Annotated in this window: 21 protein-coding genes; all 21 read right to left on the bottom strand. The window is 70.4% G+C overall.

Annotation, left to right across the window (positions count from 1 at the left end; translation table 11 throughout):
- Positions 1-12 precede the first annotated feature (12 nt).
- Positions 13-387, bottom strand: coding sequence for a F0F1 ATP synthase subunit epsilon (locus tag ACLJPL_RS12825; RefSeq protein WP_411080898.1), 375 nt, complete (start codon positions 385-387; stop codon positions 13-15).
- 109 nt (positions 388-496) lie between these two features.
- Complete coding sequence (atpD, locus tag ACLJPL_RS12830) at positions 497-1,939, bottom strand: F0F1 ATP synthase subunit beta (RefSeq protein WP_411080899.1); 1,443 nt, start codon at positions 1,937-1,939, stop codon at positions 497-499.
- On the bottom strand, positions 1,939-2,856 hold the full coding sequence (locus tag ACLJPL_RS12835; protein WP_411080900.1) for a F0F1 ATP synthase subunit gamma: 918 nt from the start codon (positions 2,854-2,856) through the stop codon (positions 1,939-1,941). Before ACLJPL_RS12835 ends, atpD begins: the two co-directional genes overlap by 1 nt.
- A gap of 3 nt (positions 2,857-2,859) precedes the next feature.
- Positions 2,860-4,431: a F0F1 ATP synthase subunit alpha gene (atpA, locus tag ACLJPL_RS12840; RefSeq protein ID WP_411080901.1), complete on the bottom strand. Its 1,572-nt coding sequence runs from the start codon at positions 4,429-4,431 to the stop codon at positions 2,860-2,862.
- Positions 4,432-4,559: 128 nt separating this feature from the next.
- A complete protein-coding gene (locus ACLJPL_RS12845; RefSeq protein WP_411080902.1) occupies positions 4,560-5,375 on the bottom strand; it encodes a F0F1 ATP synthase subunit delta in 816 nt (271 codons plus the stop codon).
- Complete coding sequence (locus tag ACLJPL_RS12850) at positions 5,372-5,908, bottom strand: F0F1 ATP synthase subunit B (RefSeq protein ID WP_411080903.1); 537 nt, start codon at positions 5,906-5,908, stop codon at positions 5,372-5,374. Before ACLJPL_RS12850 ends, ACLJPL_RS12845 begins: the two co-directional genes overlap by 4 nt.
- A gap of 37 nt (positions 5,909-5,945) precedes the next feature.
- Entirely contained in the window at positions 5,946-6,182 is a 237-nt protein-coding gene (gene atpE, locus ACLJPL_RS12855; RefSeq protein WP_411080904.1) for an ATP synthase F0 subunit C, read from the bottom strand.
- Between the two features lie 95 nt (positions 6,183-6,277).
- Positions 6,278-7,105: a F0F1 ATP synthase subunit A gene (gene atpB, locus ACLJPL_RS12860; RefSeq protein ID WP_411080905.1), complete on the bottom strand. Its 828-nt coding sequence runs from the start codon at positions 7,103-7,105 to the stop codon at positions 6,278-6,280.
- A gap of 200 nt (positions 7,106-7,305) precedes the next feature.
- Positions 7,306-7,746 carry a hypothetical protein gene (locus tag ACLJPL_RS12865; RefSeq protein WP_411080906.1) on the bottom strand — a complete coding sequence of 147 codons (441 nt, stop codon included), beginning with the start codon at positions 7,744-7,746 and terminating at the stop codon, positions 7,306-7,308.
- A 266-nt stretch (positions 7,747-8,012) separates the two neighbouring features.
- A complete protein-coding gene (locus tag ACLJPL_RS12870) occupies positions 8,013-9,407 on the bottom strand; it encodes an MraY family glycosyltransferase (RefSeq protein ID WP_411080907.1) in 1,395 nt (464 codons plus the stop codon).
- A gap of 84 nt (positions 9,408-9,491) precedes the next feature.
- Positions 9,492-10,784 carry a serine hydroxymethyltransferase gene (glyA, locus tag ACLJPL_RS12875; RefSeq protein ID WP_411080908.1) on the bottom strand — a complete coding sequence of 431 codons (1,293 nt, stop codon included), beginning with the start codon at positions 10,782-10,784 and terminating at the stop codon, positions 9,492-9,494.
- A gap of 262 nt (positions 10,785-11,046) precedes the next feature.
- Positions 11,047-11,688, bottom strand: coding sequence for a protein-tyrosine-phosphatase (locus tag ACLJPL_RS12880; protein ID WP_084749341.1), 642 nt, complete (start codon positions 11,686-11,688; stop codon positions 11,047-11,049).
- Positions 11,685-12,332, bottom strand: coding sequence for an L-threonylcarbamoyladenylate synthase (locus ACLJPL_RS12885; protein WP_411080909.1), 648 nt, complete (start codon positions 12,330-12,332; stop codon positions 11,685-11,687). Before ACLJPL_RS12885 ends, ACLJPL_RS12880 begins: the two co-directional genes overlap by 4 nt.
- Before the next feature lie 46 nt (positions 12,333-12,378).
- On the bottom strand, positions 12,379-13,224 hold the full coding sequence (gene prmC, locus ACLJPL_RS12890; protein ID WP_411080910.1) for a peptide chain release factor N(5)-glutamine methyltransferase: 846 nt from the start codon (positions 13,222-13,224) through the stop codon (positions 12,379-12,381).
- 46 nt (positions 13,225-13,270) lie between these two features.
- On the bottom strand, positions 13,271-14,347 hold the full coding sequence (prfA, locus tag ACLJPL_RS12895; RefSeq protein WP_334663188.1) for a peptide chain release factor 1: 1,077 nt from the start codon (positions 14,345-14,347) through the stop codon (positions 13,271-13,273).
- Positions 14,348-14,500: 153 nt separating this feature from the next.
- On the bottom strand, positions 14,501-14,725 hold the full coding sequence (gene rpmE / locus ACLJPL_RS12900; RefSeq protein ID WP_015611364.1) for a 50S ribosomal protein L31: 225 nt from the start codon (positions 14,723-14,725) through the stop codon (positions 14,501-14,503).
- A gap of 138 nt (positions 14,726-14,863) precedes the next feature.
- A complete protein-coding gene (locus ACLJPL_RS12905; RefSeq protein WP_411080911.1) occupies positions 14,864-15,967 on the bottom strand; it encodes an LCP family protein in 1,104 nt (367 codons plus the stop codon).
- Positions 15,968-16,294: 327 nt separating this feature from the next.
- Entirely contained in the window at positions 16,295-18,358 is a 2,064-nt protein-coding gene (gene rho, locus ACLJPL_RS12910) for a transcription termination factor Rho (RefSeq protein WP_411080912.1), read from the bottom strand.
- A 389-nt stretch (positions 18,359-18,747) separates the two neighbouring features.
- Entirely contained in the window at positions 18,748-19,665 is a 918-nt protein-coding gene (thrB, locus tag ACLJPL_RS12915) for a homoserine kinase (RefSeq protein WP_055558681.1), read from the bottom strand.
- A 579-nt stretch (positions 19,666-20,244) separates the two neighbouring features.
- Positions 20,245-21,315, bottom strand: a complete 1,071-nt coding sequence (gene thrC / locus ACLJPL_RS12920; RefSeq protein WP_411080913.1) for a threonine synthase — start codon at positions 21,313-21,315, stop codon at positions 20,245-20,247.
- 6 nt (positions 21,316-21,321) lie between these two features.
- Positions 21,322-22,623 carry a homoserine dehydrogenase gene (locus ACLJPL_RS12925; protein ID WP_411080914.1) on the bottom strand — a complete coding sequence of 434 codons (1,302 nt, stop codon included), beginning with the start codon at positions 22,621-22,623 and terminating at the stop codon, positions 21,322-21,324.
- Between the last annotated feature and the right edge of the window lie 60 nt (positions 22,624-22,683).

Genomic DNA, 22,683 nt, shown 5'->3' on the forward strand with positions numbered 1-22,683 from the left:
TCCGTGGGGGTGCTAGCGCACCGCCACCGCGCGGAGACGGATCTCGGCGCGCCGCTCGGCGGCGGCGTCCGCGTCCGACTTCGCGCGCTCCAGCGCACGCTCGGCGCGCTGGACGTCGATCTCGTCCGCCAGCTCGACGATCTCGGCCAGCAGCGACAGCTTGTTGTCCGCGAACGAGATGAAACCACCGTGCACAGCGGCGATGACGGTACCGCCCTCGCTTGTGCGGATCGTCACCGGGCCCGACTCCAGCACACCGAGAAGCGGCTGGTGACCGGGCATGATGCCGATTTCGCCGGACGTGGTACGCGCGACGACCAGGGTGGCCTCGCCGGACCAGACACTGCGGTCCGCGGCGACCAGCTCGACATGCAGCTCAGCAGCCAAGGAGACTCCTCGGGTCACCACCCGGCCGCCCGGCCGGGTGTCGGTTCAATTCTACGGGGCGTGATGAGGGGGGTGGGACCACACCCACCCCCCTCGGCGAGCCGGAGGCTCAGGAGACGCCGAGCTCCTTGGCCTTCGCCTTGAGGTCGTCCAGGCCACCGCACATGAAGAACGCCTGCTCGGGGAAGTGGTCGTACTCCCCGTCGCAGATCGCGTTGAACGCGGCGATCGACTCGTCGAGCGGCACGTCCGAACCGTCCAGGCCGGTGAACTGCTTGGCGGCGTGGGTGTTCTGCGACAGGAAGCGCTCGACGCGACGGGCACGGTGGACGACGAGCTTGTCCTCCTCGCCCAGCTCGTCGATGCCGAGGATCGCGATGATGTCCTGGAGGTCCTTGTACTTCTGCAGGATCCCCTTGACGCGGCTGGCCGCGGCGTAGTGCTCCTGCGTGATGTAACGCGGGTCCAGGATGCGGGACGTGGAGTCCAGCGGGTCCACGGCCGGGTAGATGCCCTTCTCGGAGATCGGACGGGAGAGCACCGTCGTCGCGTCGAGGTGGGCGAACGTGGTGGCCGGGGCCGGGTCGGTCAGGTCGTCCGCGGGGACGTAGATCGCCTGCATCGAGGTGATCGAGTGACCACGCGTCGAGGTGATGCGCTCCTGGAGCACACCCATCTCGTCGGCCAGGGTCGGCTGGTAACCCACCGCGGACGGCATGCGGCCGAGCAGCGTGGAGACCTCGGAACCGGCCTGCGTGAAGCGGAAGATGTTGTCGATGAAGAGCAGCACGTCCTGCTTCTGCACATCGCGGAAGTACTCCGCCATGGTCAGGGCGGACAGCGCGACCCGCAGACGGGTGCCCGGCGGCTCGTCCATCTGGCCGAAGACCAGCGCGGTCTTCTCCAGGACGCCCGACTCGGTCATCTCGTCGATGAGGTCGTTGCCCTCACGGGTGCGCTCGCCGACACCGGCGAACACCGACACACCGTCGTGCAGCTTCGCCACACGCATGATCATTTCCTGGATGAGGACCGTCTTGCCGACGCCCGCACCACCGAACAGACCGATCTTGCCGCCCTTGACGTACGGGGTCAGCAGGTCGACGACCTTCAGGCCGGTCTCGAACATCTCGGTCTTGGACTCGAGCTGGTCGAAGGCCGGGGCCTTGCGGTGGATCGGCCAGCGCTCGGTGATCTGCGCCTCGGCCTCCGGCTCGTTCAGGATCTGGCCGAGGGTGTTGAACACCTTGCCCTTGGTGATGTCACCGACCGGGACGGTGATGCCCGTGCCCGTGTCGGTCACCGGGGCCTGGCGGACCAGGCCGTCGGTGGGCTGCATCGAGATCGCGCGGACCACGCCGTCACCCAGGTGCTGGGCGACTTCGAGGGTCAGCGTCTTGCGGGCGCCGGCCTCGGCCGGGTCGTCCACCTCGACGTGAAGGGCGTTGTAGATCTCCGGCATCGCGTCGACGGGGAACTCCACGTCGACGACCGGGCCGATGACCCGGGCGACGCGGCCCGTGGCAGCGGCCGTCTCAACAGCGGTGGTCATTACTTGTCACTCCCCGCGGTCGCGTCGGCCAGAGCACTGGCACCGCCGACGATCTCGCTGATTTCCTGGGTGATTTCGGCCTGTCGGGCCGCGTTGGCAAGCCGGGAGAGGCTCTTGATGAGATCCCCGGCGTTGTCGGTGGCCGACTTCATCGCACGACGGCGGGCAGCGTGCTCGGAAGCGGCAGCCTGGAGCAGTGCGTTGTAGATACGGCTCTCGACGTAGCGCGGCAGAAGGGCGTCGAGGACGTCCTCAGCCGACGGCTCGAACTCGAACAGCGGAAGGATCTCGCCCTTGCGAGTGCTCTCCTCCGTGACCTCGTCGAGCGAAAGCGGCAGCATCCGGTCGTCGACCGCGTTCTGCGTCATCATCGACACGAATTCCGTGAAGACGATGTGCAGCTCGTCGACGCCGCCCTCGGTCGTGTCCTTCTGGATGGCCTCGATCAACGGGGCGGCGACGCGCTTGGCATCGGCGTACGCCGGGTTGTCGGTGAAGCCCGTCCAGAATTCCTCGACCTTGCGCTCGCGGAAGCCGTAGTACGCGACACCCTTGCGGCCGACGATGAAGGTGTCGACCTCCTTGCCCTCGCCGGCGAGGCGCTCCCGCAGCCGCTCCGCCGCCTTGATGGCGTTGGAGGAGTAGCCGCCGGCCAGACCGCGGTCGCTCGTGACGAGCAGAACCGCGGCGCGGGTCGGGGCCTGGGGCTCGGTGGTGAGCGGGTGCTCGGCGTTGGAGCCGGTGGCCACCGCGGTCACCGCACGGGTGAGCTCGGTCGCGTACGGCTTCGACGCCGCCACCCTGCGCTGCGCCTTGACGATGCGCGAGGCGGCGATCATCTCCATCGCCTTGGTGATCTTCTTGGTCGCGGTGACGGCTTGGATGCGGCGCTTGTAAACGCGAAGCTGAGCGCCCATCGATCAGCCCTCGCCCAGGAGCTTGCCGTCCGAGGTCTCGAACTGCTGCTTGAAGGCGGCGATCGCGTCGGCGATCGACTGCAGCGTGTCGTCGGACATCTTGCCGCCCTCGGCGATGCTGGTCAGGAGGTCCTTGCGCTCGCGGCGCAGGTACTCCAGCAGCTCACCCTCGAAGCGACGGATGTCCTCGACCGGGACGTCGTCCATCTTGCCCGTGGTGCCGGCCCAGACCGAGACGACCTGCTCCTCCATCGGGAACGGGGCGTACTGCGGCTGCTTCAGCAGCTCGACCATGCGCTTGCCGCGCTCCAGCGACGCCTTCGAGGCCGCGTCCAGGTCGGAACCGAAGGCGGCGAACGCCTCCAGCTCGCGGTACTGGGCGAGGTCCACGCGGAGCCGGCCGGAGACCTGCTTCATGGCCTTGTGCTGGGCGGAGCCACCGACTCGGGAGACCGAGATGCCGACGTTGAGCGCCGGACGCTGACCCGCGTTGAACAGGTCGGACTCCAGGAAGCACTGGCCGTCGGTGATGGAGATGACGTTGGTCGGGATGAACGCCGACACGTCGTTCGCCTTGGTCTCGACGATCGGGAGGCCCGTCATCGAACCGGCGCCCATCTCGTCGGAGAGCTTGGCGCAGCGCTCCAGCAGACGCGAGTGCAGGTAGAAGACGTCACCCGGGTATGCCTCACGGCCCGGCGGGCGGCGCAGCAGCAGGGACACGGCGCGGTAGGCGTCGGCCTGCTTCGAGAGGTCGTCGAAGATGATCAGGACGTGCTTGCCCTGGTACATCCAGTGCTGGCCGATGGCCGAACCGGTGTACGGCGCCAGGTACTTGAAGCCGGCCGGGTCGGACGCCGGGGCGGCGACGATGGTCGTGTACTCCAGCGCGCCGGCCTCTTCGAGCGCACCACGCACGGAGGCGATGGTGGAGCCCTTCTGACCGATGGCGACGTAGATGCAGCGCACCTGCTTGTTCACGTCGCCCGAGCGCCAGTTGTCGCGCTGGTTGATGATCGTGTCGACGGCCAGAGCGGTCTTACCCGTCTGACGGTCGCCGATGATCAGCTGACGCTGGCCGCGGCCGATCGGCACCATGGCGTCGACGGCCTTGTAGCCGGTCTGCATCGGCTCGTGCACCGACTTGCGGACCATGACGCCAGGGGCCTGCAGCTCGAGGGCGCGGCGGCTGTCGGTCTCGATCTCGCCGAGACCGTCGATCGGGGTGCCGAGCGGGTCGACGACGCGGCCGAGGTAACCCTCGCCGACGCCTACGGAGAGCACCTCACCGGTGCGCTGCACCGGCTGGCCCTCCTCGATGCCGCTGAACTCGCCGAGAACGATCGCACCGATCTCGCGCTCCTCGAGGTTGAGGGCGAGACCGAGGGTTCCGTCCTCGAACTTCAGCAGCTCGTTCGCCATGGCGGAGGGCAGGCCCTCCACCTTCGCGATGCCGTCGCCGGCAACGCTGACCGTACCGACCTCCTCGCGCGAGGCCGCGTCCGGCTGGTACGACTGGACAAAGTTCTCCAGTGCGTCCCGGATCTCCTCCGGCCGGATCGTGAGCTCCGCCATCTGGGTTCCCTGCTCTCCTTGTTGGGCCCGAAGTTTCTTAAGGGGGTCTGGGGGCCGACCCCCAGGAATCTTCTGCAATTTCTGCACGGCCCAACCGGGCCGCTGGTCTTGCTTGTTCTTGCTCTGTGTCAGCCGGCCATGCGACGGGTCGCCTCTTCGAGGCGCTCCGCGACGGTGCCGTTGATGATCTCGTCACCGACGCGCACCGAGATCCCGCCGAGGACCGCGGGGTCCACGTCCAGGTTCAGGTGCATCTCGCGGCCGTACAGCTTCGCCAGGGCGGCGCCCAGGCGCTGCTTCTGCCGGTCGCTGAGCGGCACCGCCGAGGTGACGACGGCGACCGCGCGGTCGCGGCGCTCCGCGGCGAGCTTGGACAGGGACTCGAGTCCCGCTTCCAGGCTACGTCCACGAGGCTGCGTCACCAGGCGGACGATGATCCGCTCGGTGACCGGCTGCGCCTTGCCGCCGAGCAGGCTGCGGAGCAGCTCGCCCTTGGCCGAGGCCGTGGCCGTACGGCTGGTGAGCGCGGAACGCAGCTCCGTGTCGGAGCCGACGATCCGGCCGAACCGGAAGAGCTCGTCCTCGACGTCGTCGAGGGCGCCGGTGCGCTGGGCCATGGTGAGGTCCGCGGTGTTCGCCAGCTCCTCGACCGAGTCCACCAGGTCGCGCGACTGCGACCAGCGGGACCGGACCAGCCCGGAGACCAGGTCGACGGCTTCGCCGCTGACCTGACCGGTGAGCAGGCGCGCGGCCAGCTCGGCCTTGCTCTGGCCGCTCTGGGCCGGGTCGGTGAGGACCCGGCGCAGAGATACCTCGCGGTGGAGCAGCGCGGTGACCGATGCCAGGTCGTCGGCGAGGGCCGCCGCGTCGACCGACGTGTTGTCGGTCAGCGCGTCGAGCCGCTCGCGTGCGGCGGCCAGTGCTTCGCGGCTCGCGCCGTTCATCGGGCCGCCTCGGCCTTCGCCTCGAGCTCGTCGAGGAAACGGTCGACGGTGCCGCTCTGCCGGGCGTGGTCCTGGAGGGACTCGCCGACGAGCTTGCCGGCCAGGTCGGTGGCGAGCTTGCCCACGTCCTGACGCAGCGCGGAGGCCGCGGCCTTGCGGTCGGCCTCGATCTGGGTGTGGCCGGCGGCGATGATCTCTTCGCGCTGCCGCTGACCTTCCGCCTTCATCTCCTGGATGATGACGGCACCCTGCTCCTGCGCCTCCTGGCGCAGGCGAGCGGCCTCGTGGCGGGCCTCGGCGAGCTGAGCCTTGTACTGCTCAAGAACGCTGTTGGCCTCGGTCTGAGCCTCTTCGGCCTTCGCGATGCCGCCCTCGATCGCCTCGCGGCGCTCGTCCAGGGTCTTGTTGATCACCGGAAGAAGCTTCTTCGAGAAGACGAAGAAGACGATGCCGAAGCAGATCAAGCCGATGACGACCTCGGGCCACACCGGGAACAGAGGCTTCTGCGCTTCCTCGGCTGCCAGGTAGATCATGGTGGACCTTTCCGTCGAATCGAGCTAGAGCCGTACGTCAGCTGAGGATGAACGGGACGACGAAGCCGATGAGGGCCAGGGCCTCGACGACGGCGAAGCCGAGCAGCATGTTCTGACGGATGAGGCCGGCGGCCTCGGGCTGGCGGGCGATGGCCTGCACGCCGTTACCGAAGATGATGCCGATGCCGATACCGGGGCCGATCGCGGCGAGGCCGTAACCGATGGTGCCGACGTTGCCCTCTACGGCCGCGAGGGTCTCGAAAGCAGCAGACATGTCTGTGGTTCCTTCTCTTGGTGGGACCGGTGGAAATGGTCTTCGCACCGGGCGTCTGGGGGTCTGAGGGTGGTAGCCGGAGGGCTATCGGGTCCTCAGTGGGCTTCTTCGAGCGCCTGGGAGAGGTACGTGGCGGTCAGCACCGTGAACACGTATGCCTGAAGGGCCTGGATGAACATCTCGAACACGGTGAGCACCAGCGTCATGAGGAACGACGCGGAGGCGTAGACCGTGCCCAGGACGGTGCCGAGCATGTACCAGGTGGCGATCGTGAAGATCAGGATCAGGATGTGGCCCGCGAACATGTTCGCGAAGAGTCGGACCGCCAGCGTGAACGGCCGCACGAAGATGTTCGAGAGGAACTCGATCGGCGTCAGCAGCACGTAGACGGGCTTCGGCAGACCGCTCGGGACGCAGAGGTTGCGGATGCCTCCGACGAATCCGTTCGTCCTGAACGTCACCGTCATGTACGTCACCCAGACCACCAGGGCGAGGCCCACGGGGTACGCGATGATCGAGCTGACCGGGAACTGGGCGATCGGGATGATGGCCCAGAGGTTCAGGATCCACACGAAGAAGAACAGCGAGACCAGCAGCGGGACGAAGGGCTCGCCCTTCTTGCCGATGACCTCACGGGCGATACCGCGGTGGACGAAGTCGTACAGCGCCTCGGCGACCATCTGCAGCTTGCCGGGCACGACCTTGGACTTGGCGAAGCCGGCCCAGAAGAAGGCCAGGATCGCGAAGGTTCCGATGATCGCGAGCAGCATGGGCTTGTTGAACTCGACAGGCCCGATGGTGAAGAGCGGCTCGAACATGAACGACCACACGCTGGGAGCCTGGAATCCGCATCCCTGGAACAAGTGGCAGTCAGTCTCGAAAGCGAGCGTCTGGGCGTCAGTCACCAAGAGCTCCTTCTGCATGGCGCATGGATGCGGCTACCTCGTTGTGTCGGAGCGGCGGGTGGCCGCAGGTCGGCACCGGACTGGTTCTTACGGTGAGGAGGCGGCGGCCGGGCCCGAAGCCTCGCGATGAATCAAGCGACCGCCCTGTTGCCCGCGCTCGCACTACCGCAACCGAGACCGGACGATAGCAGCACGTCGAACACGGCTTTATCCCGGCCCTACTGGTCACGAGCTCCCCCAGCCCCGCCCGGACGGTTCGCGGTGTCCGCGTCGGGATCGACGTACAGGGTCTTGCTCCTGGCATGCCGCACGGTCTGCACGGTGATCCACGTGATCACCGCGGCGACCAGGGAGAGAGCGAAGACCTTGAGGTCGAAGAGGGTGGTGTTCCTGATGCTCAGGATGAAGACGAGCAGGAGCACGAGCTGAGCCGAGTAAATCATCAGCCCCATGCCCTGAAGAAGGTGAGGCATGGCCTTGGCGGCCCACTGGAGCGCGATCATTCCGAACGCCATGAAGACGACCACGACCACGCAGCCCACCGCGGCGCCGATCGCCCCCTTGCCGCCGGCGAGCAGCCCGCCGACGAGCGTGGCGATGGCGCCCACGGCGACGGTGGGGGTGGCGATGCGCAGTAGTTCGCGCATGTCGGACTGCATGGCGGCAGCTCCACTGGTCTTGGGGAGGAATGGGGCGTCGTCATGGACGAGCGTAGGCCCGGTCCGCGGGGCGGAAATTCGGGCCAATGGACCGTCTCACTAGGGTCCTTCGGCTCCGTCACCGGGTCTCGTGAACGGTATCACAAACTATTTGATGAGGTCTTTACCTGGAAAGTGTGCCAACTGTCACACATGAGAGTTACCCCGCGCGTGTGTGCACGACAAGGCGGTGCAATGTCTGGTAATGCACCGCAGGATCCGAATCGTCAGCGTGAGGAGTCGATCGAGCGGCGATCGGAGAAACGCGAACGAGCGCCGATCGCGGTCGCTCCGTTGACGCCGGAGACGCCGACCGCCACGGGGACCTGTTCGGAGTCCTCCTGGCCCATCTGCGGCTCCCCGGGCCCTTGTTGGACACCCGGGGCCCCGGACTCCGGCGTGCGGCCGTACGCGGAGGAGGACGCCGAGGCGTCGGCCGGGTCCTCGCGGCGGTAGCGGGGCGGCACGAAGCGGTTGGCCCAGTGCGGGGCGCGCGGGGTGAAGCGCGGCATCAGCAGCAGGACCAGGCCCACCGTGCTCGCCGCCATGATGACGAAGACGATCCACATCGAGGCCGAGTGCACCGAGTAGCCGACCGCTCCGAAGGCGATGAGGGCCGACCAGAAGTACATGATCAGCACGGCCCGGCTGTGCGAGTGGCCGATCTCCAGCAGGCGGTGGTGCAGATGGCCCCGGTCGGCGGCGAACGGCGACTGACCGTTCCAGGTGCGCCGGACGATGGCGAGGACCAGGTCGGCGGCCGGGATCGCGATGATCGTCAGCGGCAGCAGCAGGGGGATGAAGACCGGCAGCATCGCGTGGGTGGCCTCGCGCTCACCGCCCTCGAACAGCTTCATCGCGTCCGGGTCGACCTGGCCCGTGATCGAGATCGCGCCCGCCGCCAGCACCAGGCCGATGAGCATCGAGCCCGAGTCGCCCATGAAGATCCGCGCCGGATGCATGTTGTGCGGCAGGAAGCCGAGGCACATGCCCATCAGGATCGCCGCGAACAGCGTCGCGGGGGCCGCCGCCTCGATCCCGTACCCGATCCAGAGGCGGTAGGCGTACAGGAAGAACGCCGCAGAAGCGATGCACACCATGCCCGCCGCCAGCCCGTCCAGGCCGTCGACGAAGTTGACCGCGTTGATCGTGATGACGACCAGCGCCACCGTGAGGAGCGTGCCCTGCCACTGGGTGAGGGCGACCGTGCCGACGCCGGGGATCGGCAGCCACAGGATCGTCAGACCCTGGATGACCATGACGGCGGCGGCGATCATCTGGGCGCCCAGCTTGATCAGGGCGTCCAGCTCGAACTTGTCGTCGAGGACGCCGATCAGCCAGATCAGGGCGGCGCCGGAGAGCAACGCCCTTGGTTCGTTGGAGAGTTCGAAGACACTCTTCAGGTTGCGGAGGTGGTCGGCGACGATCAGTCCCGCACACAGTCCGCCGAACATGGCGATCCCACCGAGCCGCGGAGTCGGCTCCCGGTGGACGTCGCGCGCACGGATCGCGGGCATCGCCCCGACCGCGATGGCGAACTTACGCACCGGTCCGGTCAGCAGATAAGTCACTGCGGCCGTGACACAGAGCGTCAGCAGGTAATCACGCACGGGCTGCCCCACAGAATTCGCCGGCCATCTCAGCCCCACACCCTAGTCTCATGAACAAGGACTCCACGGTACGGGTGATGGTTGCACAGGCTTCGGCTACCCCGGGTACGGAGGATTCCGCATCGCCAGCCCACGGACCTCCGCCGCGATCGGACCCACGTCGCCCGACTCCCGCACGGCCGCGCCGAACAGGGCCGCGATCCTGGCCATGTCCCCCTCGTCCATGCCCTGCGTGGTGACGGCCGCGCTACCCAGCCGGATGCCCCGGGCGTCCCCGTACGGCAGCGCGCAGGTGTCCAGGACCATGCCGGCGGCGGCCAGCCGCATCCGGGCGGTGCGGCCGTCGACGCCGAGCGGGGCCGGGTCCGCGACGACGATGTGGGTGTCGGTGCCGCCCGTGGTCACCTCGAACCCCTCGGCCTCCAGACCGGCGGCCAGCACCCGGGCGTGGGCGACGACCTGGTGGGCGTACAGCGTGTACGCCGGTGTCTCCGCCTCCCCGAACGCGACCGCCTTCGCCGCCACCGTGTGCATCTGCGCCCCGCCCTGCGTGAACGGGAACACCGCCCGGTCGATCCGCTCCGTCAGATCCGCGCCGCACAGGATCATCCCGCCGCGCGGTCCGCGCAGCACCTTGTGCGTGGTGGCGCAGACGACGTCGGCGTACGGCACCGGGCTCGGCGCCGCTCCCCCGGCGATCAGGCCCATCGGGTGGGCGGCGTCGACGATCAGGTACGCGCCCGCCTCGTCGGCGATCTCCCGGAACAGCGCGTAGTCGGGGTGGCGGGGATAGGAGATCGAGCCGCAGACGATCGCCTTGGGGCGGCGGGCGCGGGCCAGGGCGCGCAGCCGGGTGTAGTCGATGAGCCCGCTGTCCGGGTCCACCCCGTACCCGACGAAGTCGAACCAGCGGCCGGAGAAGTTGCCGGGTGATCCGTGGGTGAGGTGGCCCCCGTAGGGGAGTCCCATCGCGAGCACCGTGTCGCCGGGGCGCAGCAGCGCGGCGTAGGCGGCGAGGACGGCGGACGAACCGGAGTGCGGCTGTACGTTGGCGTGTTCGGCGCCGAAGAGTGCGGTGGCCCGGCGTACGGCGATGCGTTCGGCGGCGTCCGCGTGCTCGCAGCCGCCGTGGTGGCGGGCGCCCGGGTAGCCCTCGGCGTACTTGTTGGCGAGCGGGGAGCCGAGGGCGGCCAGGACGGCGGGCGAGGTGAAGTTCTCGGCGGCGATCAGCTGGAGGGTGGTGGCCTGCCGGCCCCTCTCCGCGAGCAGCACCCCGGCGACCTCCGGGTCCTGGCGGAGCAGCGCGCCGAAGTCCTGGGGCGGGGCGTCGGGCGCGGTCGGCGCGGGCGCGGCTGCGGGATGGGGTGCGGCGGGAGAGGTGACCGGCATGGGAGGGCTCCGGGCCTGGAGGCGGGTGCGCCGGCGAGGGTGTGCCGGTGTCAGCTCCAATGTAGGCCGGGGCGGGGCGCTCTGCCCGCTGTCGGACGGTCCCGTACGCCGGTCGGCGCACCGGGGGCGCGGGGTGCGCCGGCGCTCGGTGCGGAGCGCGTACGGCTGTCGGGCGCGGGGCGTGTACGCCGGTCGGCGTCCGGCTCGTACGCCGGTCGGGGGGCGCGAAGCGGCCTCGTCGGCGCCGGCCCTCGTGCGCCCGTCAGTGCGGGGCGCGTACGCCGGTGAGCGCCGTGACCACCGGGTCGAGCGCCTGGTTGATCTCGTCGCCGATGGAGCGGAAGAAGGTGATGGGCGCGCCGTAGGGGTCGTAGACCTCGTCCGCCTCGGCGGTCGGGGCCAGCAGCCAGCCGCGCAGCGCGGCGGCGGCGCGGACCAGGGCGCGGGCGCGCTCGACGACGCCCTCGTCGAGCGGGTCGGGCAGGGTGGCCGGGTCTATGGCCCGCACCAGCCGGGTGAACTCCTTGAGCGTGAAGGTCCGCAGGCCCGCGGAGTGGCCCATGGAGATGACCTGGGCGCGGTGGTCGCGGGTGGCGGTGAGGACCAGGTCGGCGCGGATCACGTGCTCGTCCAGGAGCTCGCGGCCGACGAAACCGCTGGCGTCCGCCCCGAAGTCCGCGAGGACGACCTCGGCGTTGGCCTCCATGGGCGCGCCCTCATGGCCCCAGGTGCCCGCGCTCTCCACGATCAGGCCGCCGCTGAGCGGGTCCCCCAGGCGGTCCACCAGGGCATGGCGGGTCAGCCGCTCGGTGATCGGCGAGCGGCAGACGTTGCCGGTGCTGACGTGGAGGATGCGGAAGGTGTCCGTCCGCCCCGCTATGCCACGCCCCTCGGGGGCGGTCAATTGGCCACCTCGAGGTCGGGGACCACCTTGCGCAGCTCCTCCACGGAGAGCGCGCCGGCCCGCAGGAGGACCGGGGTGGCGCCGGTGACGTCGACGATCGAGGACGGCACGATGCCGGGTGTCGGGCCGCCGTCGAGGTAGACGGAGACGGAGTCGCCCAGCATGCCCTGCGCGGCGTCGCAGTCCTCCGGCGAGGGGTGTCCGGTGAGGTTGGCGCTGGAGACGGCCATCGGGCCGACCTCGGTCAGCAGCTCGATGGCGACAGGATGCAGCGGCATCCGGATGGCGACGGTGCCCCGGGTGTCCCCCAGGTCCCACTGGAGCGAGGGCTGGTGCCTGGCGACCAGGGTGAGGGCGCCGGGCCAGAAGGCGTCGACCAGCTCCCACGCCTGCTCGGAGAAGTCGGTGACCAGGCCGTGCAGGGTGTTCGGGGAGCCGATGAGGACGGGGGTGGGCATGTTGCGGCCCCGGCCCTTGGCGTCCAGCAGGTCGGCGACGCCCTCCGAGCTGAAGGCGTCCGCACCGATCCCGTACACGGTGTCGGTGGGCAGCACGACCAGTTCGCCGCGGCGGACGGCGGACGCGGCCTCACGCAGGCCGGTGGTCCGGTCGGTCGCGTCGTTGCAGTCGTATCGCCGTGCCATCAGCCGGCCTCCTCAAGCGGGTACGGGTACGGGGTGCGGGGGCCGGTCACGGCATGGCCTTGCGGGCGGTGGCGAACCGGGGGCGCTTGTTGAGGTCGGGGTGGTCGGCCGCGTCGGCCCAGCCCCGCTCCTCGGTGAAGATCCACGGCACCTGGCCGCCCTGGGTGTCGGCGTGCTCGATGACGACGAGGCCGCCGGGGCGCAGCAGCCGGTGGGCGGTGCGCTCGATGCCGCGGATGGTGTCGAGGCCGTCCTCGCCGGAGAAGAGGGCCATCTCCGGGTCGTGGTCGCGGGCCTCGGGGGCGACGTACTCCCATTCGGTGAGCGGGATGTACGGCGGGTTGGAGATCACCAGGTCGACCTGGCCGTCGAGCTCGGGGAGGGCGCTCAGGGCGTCTCCGCGGTGGACGGTGACCCTGGACCCCTCGGCGTTCTTCCGGGTCCACCTGAGGGCGTCCTCGGAGAGCTCCACGGCGTGCACGCGGGAGCGCGGGACCTCCTGGGCCATGGCGAGCGCGATGGCGCCCGAGCCGGTGCACAGGTCGACGACGACGGGCTCGACGACGTCCATCGCGCGGACGGCGTCTATCGCCCAGCCGACCACGGACTCGGTCTCCGGGCGGGGCACGAAGACACCGGGTCCGACCTGGAGCTCCAGATAGCGGAAGAAGGCGCGGCCGGTGATGTGCTGGAGCGGTTCGCGGGCCTCGCGGCGGGCGATCGTCTCCCAGTACCGGGCGTCGAAGTCGGTGTCGGGCACCTGGTGCAGCTCGCCCCGCTTCACCCCGTGGACATAGGCCGCGAGTTCCTCGGCGTCGAATCGCGGCGAGGGGACACCGGCGTCGGCCAGCCGCTGGGTGGCCTGGGCCACCTCGGCGAGCAGCAGGTTCATCGCGGTTCTCCGTACGGTTCACGGGTGTGCGGGGCGGGCGGGGTGCTTACGCGTTGGCGAGCTTGGCGGCGGAGTCGGCGTCGACGCACGCCTGGATGACGGCGTCGAGCTCTCCGTCGAGCACCTGGTCCAAGTTGTACGCCTTGAAGCCGACGCGGTGGTCCGAGATGCGGTTTTCCGGGAAGTTGTACGTCCGGATCTTCTCGGAGCGGTCGACCGTGCGGACCTGGCTGCGGCGCACGTCGGAGGCTTCCTGCTCGGCGGCCTCCTGGGCGGCGGCCAGCAGCCGGGAGCGCAGGATGCGCATGGCCTGCTCCTTGTTCTGAAGCTGGCTCTTCTCGTTCTGGCAGGAGGCGACGACGCCGGTCGGCAGGTGCGTGATCCGGACGGCGGAGTCGGTCGTGTTGACGGACTGCCCGCCGGGGCCGGAGGAGCGGTAGACGTCGATGCGGAGATCGTTGGCGTGGATCTCGACCTCGACCTCCTCGGCCTCGGGGGTGACGAGCACGCCCGCGGCGGAGGTGTGGATGCGGCCCTGGGACTCGGTGGAGGGCACGCGCTGCACGCGGTGCACGCCGCCCTCGTACTTCATCCGGGCCCAGACGCCCTGCCCGGGTTCGGTGGCCCCGTTGCCGCCCTTGGTCTTGACGGCGACCTGGACGTCCTTGTAGCCGCCGAGCTCGGACTCGGTGGAGTCGATGATCTCGGTCTTCCAGCCGATGCGCTCGGCGTAGCGCAGGTACATGCGCAGCAGATCACCGGCGAACAGGGCGGACTCGTCGCCGCCCGCACCCGCCTTGATCTCCAGGAGCACGTCCTTGTCGTCGCTGGGGTCGCGCGGGACGAGGAGCAGGCGGAGCTTCTCGGTGAGCTCTTCGCGCTCCTTCTCCAGCTCCTTGACCTCGGCGGCGAAGTCGGGGTCGTCCGCCGCGTACTCGCGGGCGGTCTCGATGTCCTCGCCGGTCTGCTTCCAGGCCCGGTACGTGGAGACGATCGGGGTCAGCTCCGCGTAGCGCTTGTTCAGCTTGCGCGCGTTGGCCTGGTCGGCGTGGACCGACGGGTCGGCGAGCTTCTTCTCAAGACCGGCGTGTTCGCCGATCAGTTCCTCGACCGCCTCGAACATTCGGGGGCTCCTGGTTGGTTACGTCTGCGGGCCTGCTGGAGGGCGTACTGCCCGGTGGGGCGTCCGGAGGGGCTCCCCCGCGCACCCGACCGGAAAAAACGCCGGTTCCGACGCCCCCGGGAAGAGGGCGCCGAGAACCGGCGCAGTGGCTCGCTACTTGCTGGCGGAGCCGGCAGCCTTGCCGAAGCGGGCCTCGAAGCGGGCCACGCGGCCGCCGGTGTCGAGGATCTTCTGCTTGCCCGTGTAGAACGGGTGGCACTCGGAGCAGACGTCGGCGCGGATGGCGCCGGAGTCGATGGTGCTCCGGGTGGTGAACGACGCACCGCAGGTGCAGCTGACCTGCGTCTCGACGTACTCGGGGTGGATGTCGCGCTTCAAGGTGTCTCCTAGTTTCGGGAGGGCGCCGGGTCGTCCGCGCGGATTGCGCGGCCGTGAACCGGGGCCGACGTACCAGTCTGCCAGGACGGGCCGTATCTCCCAAAACCGGGGGCGGGCCGCAGGTATTCCCCGCGGTCCTCAGCGCACCACCTGTCCGGCCTCGCCCTTGTCGCCGGCCGACTTCTCGGTGGCGGAGGCGGGGATCGGCCGGTCCTGCTTCAGCGCCGCCCACACCTGCCGGCCGGCCTCCTCCTGCGGGAGGACCCGGTTCGGGTCGGCCGGGTCGTACTCGACGGGCAGCGTCACCATGTGCACGTTCTTCGCGCCCAGCCCCTTGAGGCCGTTCGCGAACCCGGTGAGCTTCTTGACCGAGCCGAGCCCGGAGTCGGTGGTGACGGCCTTGGTGGCGGCGTCCGCGAGCCCGAACAGCTTCTTCGGGCTGGAGAACACCCCGACGCTCTTCGCCTGCTCCATCAGCGCCTTGATGAACGCCTGCTGGAGCTGGATGCGCCCGAGGTCGCTGCCGTCGCCGACGCTCTTGCGGGTGCGGACGAGCCCGAGGGACTCCTCGCCGTCCAGGGTGTGGGTGCCCGGCTCCAGGTCGAGATGGCTCTTGGAGTCGTTGATCGCGGTCTTCGTGGTGATCTCGACGCCGCCGAGCTCGTCGATGAGCTTCTTGAAGCCGGTGAAGTCGACTTCCAGATAGTGGTCCATGCGGATGCCGGACATCGATTCGACGGTCTTGACCGCACAGGCCGGTCCGCCGACCTCGTACGCGGTGTTGAACATCGCCCGGTGCTCGGCGCCGACCGGCTCGCCCGTGGTGTCACTCGTACAGGCGGGGCGTTCTATCAGGGTGTCGCGCGGTATGGAGACGACGCTCGCGGACTTGTGGCCCTTGTCGACGTGCACGACCATCGCCGTGTCCGAGCGGGCCGCGCCCTCGTCGACGCCGTACTGCCCGTTGTCGCCGGAGCGCGAGTCGGAGCCCAGCACCAGGATGTCCTGCGAGCCGTCGTCCACGTCGTCGGGGCGGTCGCCGCCGAGCTTGGCGTCGATGTCGACGCTGGAGAGGTTGCCGTCGAGCGTGACGTACGCGTATCCGAGCCCGGCTCCGCCGACGACCACCACGCCCGCCGCCGTCCAGGCCGCGACGGCCTTCGCGCGGTGGCGGCGGGAGGGCTTCCTCCGGCGGCTGCCGGTGCCGCGTATCCGCCCCGGGGTTCTCTTCTGCTCGCTCACGCGTCTCCCTCGTACGGCGCTGTGCTGCTCCTCGCCGCCGGCCGTGACGGTTCCGGGACGGTTTGTCATCTCTTGATCAGACGTCGAAGCAGCAAGAAGGGTTGCACAGGGGCCTGTGGGGCCCCGGTGGGCGACGGGGGCGGTCGTGGGCCGGCGGACGGCCCACGATCCGGCGTTCACCTGCGGTTTCGCGCCGGGACGGCGACCGCCCGGGCGGTCGCCGGGCGCTGAGGCGTGTGGCAAAGGTCTCGGGGCCGGGGCGGGGAACGCTGAGGGCCCCCAGCACCGTGGTGCTGGGGGCCCTCAGCGTCAACTGCCGTACGTACGTCAGTCGTTGCCGTTTCCGCTGCCCGGCGTCGTCTTCTGGATCTGGAGCAGGAACTCCGCGTTGGACTGGGTCTTCTTCATCCGGTCCAGGAGGAGCTCGATCGCCTGCTGCTGGTCGAGCGCGTGCAGCACCCGGCGCAGCTTCCAGACGACCGCCAGCTCGTCGGTGCCGAGCAGGATCTCTTCCTTGCGGGTGGAGGACGCGTCGACGTCCACCGCCGGGAAGATGCGCTTGTCCGAGAGCTTCCGGTCGAGCTTGAGCTCCATGTTGCCGGTGCCCTTGAACTCCTCGAAGATCACCTCGTCCATGCGCGAGCCGGTCTCGACGAGCGCGGTGGCCAGGATGGTCAGCGAGCCGCCGTCCTCGATGTTGCGCGCCGCGCCGAAGAAGCGCTTCGGCGGGTACAGCGCGGTCGAGTCGACACCACCGGAGAGGATGCGGCCGGAGGCCGGCGCCGCGAGGTTGTACGCGCGGCCCAGACGGGTGATCGAGTCGAGCAGGACGACCACGTCGTGACCCAGCTCCACGAGGCGCTTGGCGCGCTCGATGGCCAGCTCGGCGACGGTGGTGTGGTCCTCGGCGGGGCGGTCGAAGGTCGAGGAGATGACCTCGCCCTTCACCGACCGCTGCATGTCGGTGACCTCTTCCGGACGCTCGTCGACCAGGACGACCATGAGGTGGCACTCGGGGCTGTTGACCGTGATCGCGTTGGCGATGGCCTGGAGGATCATGGTCTTGCCGGTCTTCGGCGGGGCCACGATCAGCCCGCGCTGGCCCTTGCCGATCGGGGCCACCAGGTCGATGATCCGCGTCGTCAGGATGTTGGAGTCGGTCTCCAGACGGAGCCGGTCCTGCGGGTACAGCGGGGTCAGCTTCTGGAACTCGGGGCGGCCCCGGCCGGACTCGGGGGCCATGCCGTTGACCGAGTCGAGGCGGACCAGCGCGTTGAACTTCTCGCGCCGCTCGCCGTCCTTGGGCTGGCGCACCGCACCGGTGACGTGGTCGCCCTTGCGCAGGCCGTTCTTACGGACCTGGGCGAGCGAGACGTACACGTCGTTGGGGCCCGGCAGGTAGCCGGAGGTCCGGATGAACGCGTAGTTGTCGAGGATGTCCAGGATGCCCGCGACGGGGATCAGGACGTCGTCGTCGGCCACCTGCACGTCGCTCGCGAAGTCGTCGCGCCCGCGACGGCCGCGGCGGTCGCGGTAGCGGCCACGACGGCCGCGGCGGCCGCCCGCCTCGTCGTCGAAGTCGTCCTGCGGACCGTTGTCACGGTTCTGCTGGCCCTGGCCGCCCTGGCCCTGGTTCTGTCCCTGGCCCTGGCGCTGCGGGCGCTGCTGCTGTCCGCCGCCGCCCTGCTGGCCCTGGTCGTCGCCCTTGCCCCGGCGGTCGCGCTGGCGCTCGCGGCGCTCCCCGCGCTCGCCCCGGTCCCCGCGCTCGCGGTCGCCGCGGCCCTGGCGGTCGCCGCGACGGCCCTCGGCGCTGTCGGCGGCGGCCTCGGCCTTGGCGTCGCCCTTGGGCTCGCCCCGGTCCTCGGACTTCTGCTCGGCCTGCGGCTCCGCCTTGGCCTCGGTCTTCGCCTCGGCCTTGGTGTCGGGGCTGCCCGCCTGCGCGGTGGCGCGGCGGCGACGGCGCTCGCCCGTGGGCTGGTCGTCGCTGGCCGGCTGACCGGGGATGTCGATCTGCTGCTGGGCCGCGGCCTTGTCGTCGGCGGCCGCCTCGTCCCCGGTGCGCGCCTTCGAGGTGGCACGCCGCTTGGGCTTGCTCTCCGTCTCGGCGGCGGGGGCCTCGGCGGCCTTGGAGGAGGTCTTGGGGGCGGCGGATCCGCCGCCGGCCTGCGCCTCCTTGATGACCTCGATCAGCTGGCTCTTGCGCATCCGCGCGGTACCCCTGATGCCGAGGCCGGACGCGACCTGCTGCAGCTCGGCCAGGACCATGCCCTCGAGGCCGGTGCCGGAGCGGCGGCGCCGTGCGGTGGTGCCAGTGGCAGCACCTTCGGCGGGCGCGGCGCTGTCGACGTTCTTGTCGGCAGTCACGCCCATCAGATCGGTGGTGTCGCTCACGAAGGGTCCTTCCCTGGAGCGGACGTCGGCCTTCTGGCTCGGCGACCGGTTGTGCTGTCCGACTGCGGTCTGTTGATCTTGCTGGATCGCGGACCTTGCCGGGGCGGTGGTCCGCCGGGTACGGCGGAGAGATGAACGTGCGGGGTCCGGCGCGAGATCCCCCTGCTCGGCCCACTCCTGGACGAGCGAGGGGTGTCGTGCCGGTTCCGGAGCGTGCTCGAAACTGCTCAGGCAGGCTGCTCAGGCAGTTGGGGAGGCTCCCGGAAGAATGGTGGTCCCGGAGGGGGACACGAAGCAACGCGCCTCAAAGACGTCGGTTGCAGACTTGAGGTTAACACTACCGGCTCCAACAAACATTCCCCCTCTCGGCCACCGGTAATCACCTGCGATTACGCGGCCAGTGGCAGCACGGTCGCGCCCGCGGCGTCGAGGGCCAGCCGGTTCGCGGCCCAGCCCTCCCCCGCCAGCCGGGCGACCTTGTCGGCGGACCCCTCCTCCGCCAGCGCGAGCACCGTGGGGCCCGCGCCGGAGATGACAGCGGGCACGCCGTCGGCGCGCAGCCGGTGCACCAGCTCGACGCTCTCGGGCATCGCGGGGCCCCGGTACTCCTGGTGGATGCGGTCCTCGGTGGCGGCGAGCAGCAGCTCGGGCCGCCGGGTCAGCGCCTCGACCAGCAGGGCGGCGCGCCCCGCGTTGAGGGCCGCGTCGACGTGCGGGACGGTGCGCGGGAGCAGGCCGCGCGCCGTCTCGGTGAGCACGGGCCGGCCGGGCACGAAGACCACCGGAACGACGGACCGCGCGGGGTCCATCCGGATCGCCCGGGCCGCTCCGCCGTCCATCCACGCGAGGGTGAACCCGCCGAGCAGACAGGCCGCGACGTTGTCGGGGTGCCCCTCGATCTCGGTGGCCAGCTCCAGGAGGGCCTCGTCGTCGAGACGGGCGTCGCCGCCGGTCGTCACGGCGCGGGCGGCGACGATTCCGGCGCAGATGGCGGCGGAGGAGGAGCCGAGGCCGCGGCCGTGCGGGATGCGGTTGGCGCAGACGATCTCCAGCCCGCGGGGCTGGCCGCCGAGCAGGTCGAACGCGGTGCGCAGGGAGCGTACGAGGAGGTGGCTCTCGTCGCGGGGCAGCGTCTCGCCGCCCTCGCCCGCGATGTCGATGTGGAGCCCGGAGTCGGCGACGCGGACGACGACATCGTCGTACAGCCCCAGCGAGAGGCCCAGGGCGTCGAAGCCCGGGCCCAGATTGGCGCTGGTGGCGGGGACGCGCACCCTGACGGCGGCGGCTCGGAACGCGGGACCGGCCATCGGTTGGACGACTCCTTGCAAGGCGGCGGGGATTGCGGTGCGGTGGGGCTCTGCGGGGGCGGTGCGGTGCGGCGGGGGTGGGGTACGGCGGTGGGGAGTGCGCCCCGGGCGGTGCGGGGACCCGGTGGCCGACGCGCCACCCCCTACGGCTACCGCGGCGCGGCACACCGTCGGGCGGAGGTCGGGCGGATGGGGTACAGCTTATCGAAGGAAGGTTCCCGCGCGACATAGGGCGCACAGGAGGCGCACGATGCGTGTCGCCCGCCTCCTCTGCGCTCTCCGCCCCGATAAGAGGGCGGTTGAGCTGGGTTGTCACGGTTGACCGGCCGTCCTGGCGGGGCTGTCGACGCCCGGCCCGGACGCAGTGCAGGACCGGGCTCCGGACGCCTGGCCCGGACGAAGCCAGGACCGAGCTGTCGGCACCCGGCCCGGACGGCCGGTCGACCGACCGGGCTGCCGGCACCTGACCCGGACGTAGTCAGGGCCCGGCTGCCGGCACCCGGCCCGGACGGGGTCCCGCCCGGGTCGCCCGGGTCCCGCGCGGGTCGCCGGACGGTCGCCGTGCGGGCCCCGGACGGGTCAGGCCAGTCCGAGCTTCTGTGCTGCCGTGGCCGCGTCGACCGGGACCGTGACCGGCTGCGGGGCGCCCGCGACGGCCCAGTCGGGGTCCTTGAGGCCGTTGCCGGTGACCGTGCAGACGATGCGCTGGCCGGGGTCGACCTTGCCCTCCTCGGCGGCCTTGAGCAGACCGGCGACGGAGGCGGCCGACGCGGGCTCCACGAAGACGCCCTCCTGGGAGGCCAACAGCCGGTAGGCGGACAGGATCTGCCGGTCCGTCACCTCGTCGATGAATCCGCCCGATTCGTCCCGCGCGGCCAGGGCGTAGTTCCAGGAGGCCGGGTTGCCGATGCGGATCGCGGTGGCGATGGTGGACGGGTCCTTGACGATCTCGCCGCGCACGATGGGCGCGGAACCGGACGCCTGGAAGCCCCACATGCGCGGCGCGTGGGTGGAGACGCCGTCGCCTGCGTACTCGGTGTACCCCTTCCAGTACGCGGTGATGTTGCCCGCGTTGCCGACCGGCAGGACGTGGATGTCGGGGGCGTCGCCGAGCGCGTCGACGATCTCGAACGCGGCGGTCTTCTGGCCCTCGATACGGACCGGGTTGACCGAATTGACCAGCGCCACCGGGTAGTTGTCCGAGAGCGAGCGGGCCAGGGTGAGGCAGTCGTCGAAGTTTCCGTCGACCTGGAGGATCTTGGCGCCGTGCACGAGCGCCTGGCCCATCTTGCCGAGCGCGATCTTGCCCTGCGGTACGAGGACGGCGCAGACCATCCCCGCCCGCACCGCGTACGCCGCGGCGGAGGCCGAGGTGTTGCCGGTGGAGGCGCAGATGACGGCCTTCGCGCCCTCCTCCTTGGCCCGGGTGATGGCCATGGTCATGCCGCGGTCCTTGAACGAACCGGTGGGGTTGGCGCCCTCGACCTTGAGGTGCACCTCGCAGCCCGTGCGCTCGGAGAGGACCTGCGCCGGAACGAGCGGCGTACCGCCCTCACGAAGGGTGACGACCGGCGTCGTAGCGGTGACCGGAAGCCGGTCCCGGTACTCCTCGATGATGCCGCGCCACTGGTGGGTGCCCTTGCTGGTCATGGGTCCTTACTCCCCTTCAACACGCATGATGCTGGCGACACCGCGCACGGTGTCGAGCTTGCGCAGCGCTTCGACGGTCCCGGAGAGGGCAGCGTCGGGCGCGCGGTGGGTGACGACGACGAGCGATGCCTCGCCGCCTCCATCTGGACGTCCTTGCTGGCGCACCGTGTCGATCGATACGCCCTGCTCGGCGAAGACCGTTGCCACCTGGGCGAGTACGCCCGGCTTGTCGGCCACGTCGAGGCTGATGTGGTAGCGCGTGACGACCTCGCCCATGGGGCTGACCGGCAGGCGCGTGTAGGCGGACTCACCGGGTCCGGTGGCCTCGCCCAGTTTGTTGCGGCAGACCGCGACGAGGTCGCCGAGGACCGCCGACGCGGTCGGGGAGCCGCCGGCGCCGGGGCCGTAGAACATCAGCTGCCCGGCGGCATCGGCCTCGATGAACACCGCGTTGTACGCCTCGCGGACGGAGGCCAGCGGGTGGCTGAGCGGGATCATCGCGGGGTGGACGCGGGCGGTGACCGAGGCCCCGTCCGCGGCGCGCTCGCAGATGGCGAGGAGCTTGACCGTGCAGCCCATGCGGCGGGCGGAGGCGATGTCGGCGGCGGTGACCTCGGTGATGCCCTCGCGGTGGACGTCGCCGATCCTCACGCGGGTGTGGAAGGCGATGCCGGCGAGGATCGCGGCCTTGGCGGCGGCGTCGAAGCCCTCGACGTCGGCGGTCGGGTCGGCCTCGGCGTACCCGAGGGCGGTGGCCTCGTCGAGCGCCTCGGAGTAGCCGGCGCCGCTGGTGTCCATCTTGTCGAGGATGAAGTTGGTCGTGCCGTTGACGATGCCGAGCACCCGGTTGACCTTGTCGCCGGCGAGCGACTCACGCAGCGGGCGGACCAGCGGGATGGCCCCGGCGACGGCGGCCTCGTAGTACAGGTCGCGGCCGTACTTCTCGGCGGCGGCGTGCAGGGCCGCGCCGTCCTCGGCGAGCAGCGCCTTGTTGGCGGAGACGACGCTCGCGCCGTGCTCGAAGGCGGTGGTGATGAGCGTGCGGGCCGGCTCGATGCCCCCGATGACCTCGACGACGACGTCGATGTCGCCGCGCCGCACGAGCGCGGTCGCGTCGGTGGTGATCAGTGCGGGGTCGATGCCCTCACGCACCTTCGAGGGGCGGCGGACGGCGACGCCGGCGAGCTCGACGGGTGCGCCGATGCGCGCCGCGAGGTCGTCGGCGTGCGTCGTCATGATGCGCGCCACCTCTGAGCCGACCACTCCGCAGCCCAGCAGCGCCACCTTCAGCGGACGCGTACGCATCATCCGACCTCGTTTCTCATACCTGGACCCTCCGGCGGTCGGGGGGCGGCGTCGCGGTGCCGG

It is taken from the genome of Streptomyces sp. cmx-18-6 (assembly GCF_046548915.1).
Lineage (GTDB): Bacteria > Actinomycetota > Actinomycetes > Streptomycetales > Streptomycetaceae > Streptomyces.

Bases quoted from the DNA above. Each gene is read 5' to 3' on its own strand.
- atpD (WP_411080899.1), bottom strand. From the start codon at position 1,939: ATGACCACCGCTGTTGAGACGGCCGCTGCCACGGGCCGCGTCGCCCGG.
- ACLJPL_RS12835 (WP_411080900.1), bottom strand. From the start codon at position 2,856: ATGGGCGCTCAGCTTCGCGTTTACAAGCGCCGCATCCAAGCCGTCACC.
- atpA (WP_411080901.1), bottom strand. From the start codon at position 4,431: ATGGCGGAGCTCACGATCCGGCCGGAGGAGATCCGGGACGCACTGGAG.
- ACLJPL_RS12845 (WP_411080902.1), bottom strand. From the start codon at position 5,375: ATGAACGGCGCGAGCCGCGAAGCACTGGCCGCCGCACGCGAGCGGCTC.
- ACLJPL_RS12850 (WP_411080903.1), bottom strand. From the start codon at position 5,908: ATGATCTACCTGGCAGCCGAGGAAGCGCAGAAGCCTCTGTTCCCGGTG.
- atpE (WP_411080904.1), bottom strand. From the start codon at position 6,182: ATGTCTGCTGCTTTCGAGACCCTCGCGGCCGTAGAGGGCAACGTCGGC.
- atpB (WP_411080905.1), bottom strand. From the start codon at position 7,105: ATGCAGAAGGAGCTCTTGGTGACTGACGCCCAGACGCTCGCTTTCGAG.
- ACLJPL_RS12865 (WP_411080906.1), bottom strand. From the start codon at position 7,746: ATGCAGTCCGACATGCGCGAACTACTGCGCATCGCCACCCCCACCGTC.
- glyA (WP_411080908.1), bottom strand. From the start codon at position 10,784: ATGCCGGTCACCTCTCCCGCCGCACCCCATCCCGCAGCCGCGCCCGCG.
- ACLJPL_RS12885 (WP_411080909.1), bottom strand. From the start codon at position 12,332: ATGGCACGGCGATACGACTGCAACGACGCGACCGACCGGACCACCGGC.
- prmC (WP_411080910.1), bottom strand. From the start codon at position 13,224: ATGAACCTGCTGCTCGCCGAGGTGGCCCAGGCCACCCAGCGGCTGGCC.
- prfA (WP_334663188.1), bottom strand. From the start codon at position 14,347: ATGTTCGAGGCGGTCGAGGAACTGATCGGCGAACACGCCGGTCTTGAG.
- thrB (WP_055558681.1), bottom strand. From the start codon at position 19,665: ATGGCCGGTCCCGCGTTCCGAGCCGCCGCCGTCAGGGTGCGCGTCCCC.
- thrC (WP_411080913.1), bottom strand. From the start codon at position 21,315: ATGACCAGCAAGGGCACCCACCAGTGGCGCGGCATCATCGAGGAGTAC.
- ACLJPL_RS12925 (WP_411080914.1), bottom strand. From the start codon at position 22,623: ATGATGCGTACGCGTCCGCTGAAGGTGGCGCTGCTGGGCTGCGGAGTG.